This is a genomic window from Dissulfurispira sp., from assembly GCF_036745535.1.
GTDB lineage: Bacteria > Nitrospirota > Thermodesulfovibrionia > Thermodesulfovibrionales > Dissulfurispiraceae > Dissulfurispira.
In genome coordinates this window covers 1-3,607 of the sequence record NZ_DAIOFX010000102.1, presented here as the reverse complement: position 1 = coordinate 3,607, position 3,607 = coordinate 1, and the positions used below count along the sequence as shown (strand labels likewise).

Below are 3,607 nucleotides of genomic sequence, written 5' to 3'. Positions count from 1 at the left end.
ATCTCTGCCAACACAGACGGAGTCACATTTGGAACGGCTGTCTTGACCTCTGATATCTTTTTCTTTGCATGAGTGTAATACTGGAAATTCGCTGCTATTCCAACAACAATATTAGTTATAAGCGGTAAAATCAACACAGCAATAAATGACAGTAATGCCCATAGATAAAGTTTTCTGTAGAGACACCACAACGGTGTAAAGAAAAAGGCCGCCCAGTTCCATGTTGCTTTAAAATTATCCACTCCCTGAATGTTAAACTTTTTAAACTTCGGAATATATTTCAGTGCATTTACACCTATAAAAGCGCTGAACTCCTCGTCAGTGATTACAGATGCTGATGCTGATGGCGACAAGTTAACACTCCCTTGACTGCTCGCCCCTTGAGGAACCAACATTGACCCGCAATGTTTGCACTTAACCGCCCCTTCCTGAATCTCCCCTTTACAAAACGGACATTGCATAACATCCCCCTTTCGCGATACAAAATAACTGCTCCATCCTATATTAAGGAAGAAATTATCACATATAGGTTTTATTGTCAAGGTAATTTTCACCTATATTGGGTTTATAGCATATTGAAAACAAACATATAATTCCTACAATCCGTTAGGAGCTAACCCATGAACGACAAAATCGCGATAGAATTAGGCAAAAGAATAAGAACTCTCAGAAAGCTAAAGGGCATGACGCAGGAATCGTTAGGCGAAAAGGCCGGAATAAGCTATAAATTCATCGGCGAGATAGAAAGGGGAGAGGTCAATCCGAGCCTGAATTCTTTGGCTCAAATAGCAAAGGCATTAGGCATACATGTAAGCGAAATATTTCCGCACAAAACAGATATTTCCTCCCAGTTTTCACATCAGGACATTCAGATCATAAAGAAGGCTCTGAAACTTCTTAATAGAAGCCTTGCAAAACTCGCATAAGGCTAGGGCTTTGAAGCTGTGTCTGCATTGAATCAGGCCTGATTATGCTATAATGAGACCCTTAAAAATTCATTCTTGAGTTAAAAACGAGGATGATTCCGTTTTCCTTTTCTTCTGCTGTAAATCCACGATTGCCCAAAACTACATTATCAGAATATCTGACAAGGACAAATGCCCTGCCCACAAGATTCAGGAACTCAAAGAATATATGCTTTTTAAGATTATTCAGATTCGAATCCACCATCGCTCCTTGACAAAAAGAACAAACTGAATAAAAGTATATCATAATAACGCTTTGAGATAAAACAATATGGACATAAGAAAAATACCCCCACTTATAGATTCACATATACATTTTGTCGTGGACGGCATGCTGACAAATGAGGCCGGATTGCTGCATATCGAAGATGAGCTCCTGAAACACGGGATATTTTCTGTAAACGACATGGGGCATAAGAGCGGCATTGGACTGGAGGCAAAAAAGATCTTAAAGGGGCATTTAGATATAAAATCCGCTGGATATGCAGTTTATAAGAAAGGCACATACGGTGCATTCCTTGGAAAGGGTGTTGCCGGGAAGGAAGAGATTAAAAGGGTCATAAAGGATATTGCAGATCTAGGCGCTGATTTCATAAAGCTCATAAACTCAGGGGTTGTAAGCATCGAGGGGACAGGATTTGTTACAGGTGGTGGCTTTTCAAAAGAAGAGCTTAAAGTAATTGCTGAAGAGGCAAAGAAAATGGACTTGGAGATAAGATGTCATGCGAATGGTGATAAGGCAATAAGAAATGCCTTAAATATCGGCGTGTCATCTATCGAACACGGATATTTTGTATCCAATGAAACGCTCCATATGATGAAGGAGATGGATGTATCATGGACTCCTACGATATATGCACTTCTGAGCTTTTCATCAACGCTTCCATTCGTGGAGAGAAGATATATAGAAGAAGTCATAGAGAATCATCTCTTATCCATTAATTATGCTGCATTGATAGGCGTGAAGTTAAACGTCGGCACAGACAGCGGCTCAAAAGGCGTAAAACATGGAGAATCATTCTTCGAAGAATTGCGATTATTTCAGAAAGCAGGACTTTCTTTAGAGCAGATATTATCTGCTGCGTGCATGAGCAAAGATGCGATTGCAGAAGGGAATTTCCTGATAGTGGAAAAAGATTTCATAGGTACCGGAAAGATAGAAACAGTATTCTCAGGCGGAAGGCAGATATTTTTCAGACAGCTTTTCTGAGATAAATAATCCCAAGCCCCAGAAATACCATTGCTGCGCTTAATATCTGCCCCATTGTGAATACCCCTAAAATAAAGCCAACCTGCACATCCGGCTCCCTGAAGAACTCCACAAAGAACCTGAATACACCGTAGAAAATAATAAAGAGCGAAGAGAGGATGCCTGTTCTGAAGCCTTTATTTTTCAATATCCAGAGGACACTGAAAAGCACAACCCCTTCTAAAAAAAATTCATAAAGCTGAGACGGATGCCTTGGCAGTGGTCCTCCTGTGGGAAATATCATTGCCCATGGAACATCTGTCACCCTTCCATAAAGCTCTCCATTTATAAAATTTCCAAGCCTTCCGAGTCCAAGCCCGATGGGTGCTGTAACAATAACAATATCTGCTATCTGCCAGATATCTACCTTTAGTTTTCTGCAAAACAAAATACCTGCAATAACACTTCCGATCAATCCTCCGTGAAAGGACATGCCGCCGTGCCATACAGCAAATATATCGAGCGGATGCTGGATATAATAAGACAGATTGTAGAAAATCACATAGCCCAGTCTTGCGCCTATTAGAAGTCCCAGAATGAGATATGAATAAAGGGATTCCACGAAGTCCTTGCCGAGACTAATGCCCTTTTTCTTTATCTGGTATCTGACCAGCAGATAAGACGATGCAAATCCCATGAGGTACATCATCCCGTACCATCTGACAGCAAATGGCCCTATTTTCACGATTTCAGGATCTATATTTGGATAAGGGATCATTCGTGCCTCCAGATTAATTCTTTACATTATAACTTAAAATCCGATATTGAATGTGGCAAGACGAATAACCATAGTCCGTAGCCAACGAGTGGCAGGCAGTCTTCAAAGCCTTTGCAAAGTCCCAGTTCATGGGCAATTGAGAGATTACAACCATTTCACTCAATGGATAGCAAAGTTGTAGCTTACGGATTCAAGATAATGCTATCAGCAAACACTGCGTGCAAAGTCTTTGAATCCCGCCTGCCACTCGTTATCAAATGTTTCATTACGGATTATGGTATAAGAAGGCCTCCAGAAAACATCTGGAGGCCTTCTTATACTTAAATTGAAAATGTCATATACTGGCTTAACACATTGAACGTCCCTGTAAAGAGAAGGATACCCACAACCACAAGGAACAACCCGCTCACAACAGATACTACCCTCATATAGCGATTTATCTTTTTGAAATAGGAAAGGGCAGTGTTTATGGCGAGGGATGTGATTAGAAATGGCATCCCAAGTCCCATGGCGTAGGCTGTTAAAAGCTCTATCCCCGATGCAACTGAATTCGCTGTGCTCGCATAAAGGAGAATCGAGCCTAAAACAGGGCCTATACATGGCGTCCATCCGGCTGCAAAGGCCGTTGTCTGAATAACTTTTTATGGAGGTGCTGCTTTGTTTAAACTGTTTGTC

At 41.0% G+C, this 3,607-nt stretch carries 6 protein-coding genes; 2 read left to right on the top strand and 4 right to left on the bottom strand.

The window, feature by feature from the left end; translation table 11 throughout:
- A partial coding sequence (locus tag V7L97_RS11225; RefSeq protein WP_333656011.1) for a DUF2628 domain-containing protein occupies window positions 1-353 on the bottom strand: 353 nt, incomplete at its 3' end.
- A 267-nt stretch (window positions 354-620) separates the two neighbouring features.
- Here V7L97_RS11225 and V7L97_RS11220 point away from each other — a divergent pair.
- A complete protein-coding gene (locus tag V7L97_RS11220) occupies window positions 621-926 on the top strand; it encodes a helix-turn-helix domain-containing protein (RefSeq protein WP_333656009.1) in 306 nt (101 codons plus the stop codon).
- Between the two features lie 61 nt (window positions 927-987).
- Here the strand turns inward: V7L97_RS11220 and V7L97_RS11215 are convergent, their stop codons facing one another.
- Window positions 988-1,170, bottom strand: a complete 183-nt coding sequence (locus V7L97_RS11215; protein ID WP_333656008.1) for a hypothetical protein — start codon at window positions 1,168-1,170, stop codon at window positions 988-990.
- 66 nt (window positions 1,171-1,236) lie between these two features.
- On the opposite strand from V7L97_RS11215, the gene V7L97_RS11210 reads away from it, so the two are divergent.
- A complete protein-coding gene (locus V7L97_RS11210) occupies window positions 1,237-2,175 on the top strand; it encodes an amidohydrolase family protein (RefSeq protein WP_333656007.1) in 939 nt (312 codons plus the stop codon).
- On the opposite strand, the gene lgt is transcribed toward V7L97_RS11210, so the two are convergent.
- Both lgt and V7L97_RS11200 read right to left on the bottom strand, forming a co-directional pair.
- Complete coding sequence (gene lgt, locus V7L97_RS11205) at window positions 2,159-2,932, bottom strand: prolipoprotein diacylglyceryl transferase (RefSeq protein WP_333656005.1); 774 nt, start codon at window positions 2,930-2,932, stop codon at window positions 2,159-2,161. The genes V7L97_RS11210 and lgt overlap by 17 nt on opposite strands.
- A gap of 320 nt (window positions 2,933-3,252) precedes the next feature.
- Window positions 3,253-3,528, bottom strand: a complete 276-nt coding sequence (locus V7L97_RS11200; RefSeq protein WP_442891828.1) for a hypothetical protein — start codon at window positions 3,526-3,528, stop codon at window positions 3,253-3,255.
- Window positions 3,529-3,607 lie beyond the last annotated feature (79 nt).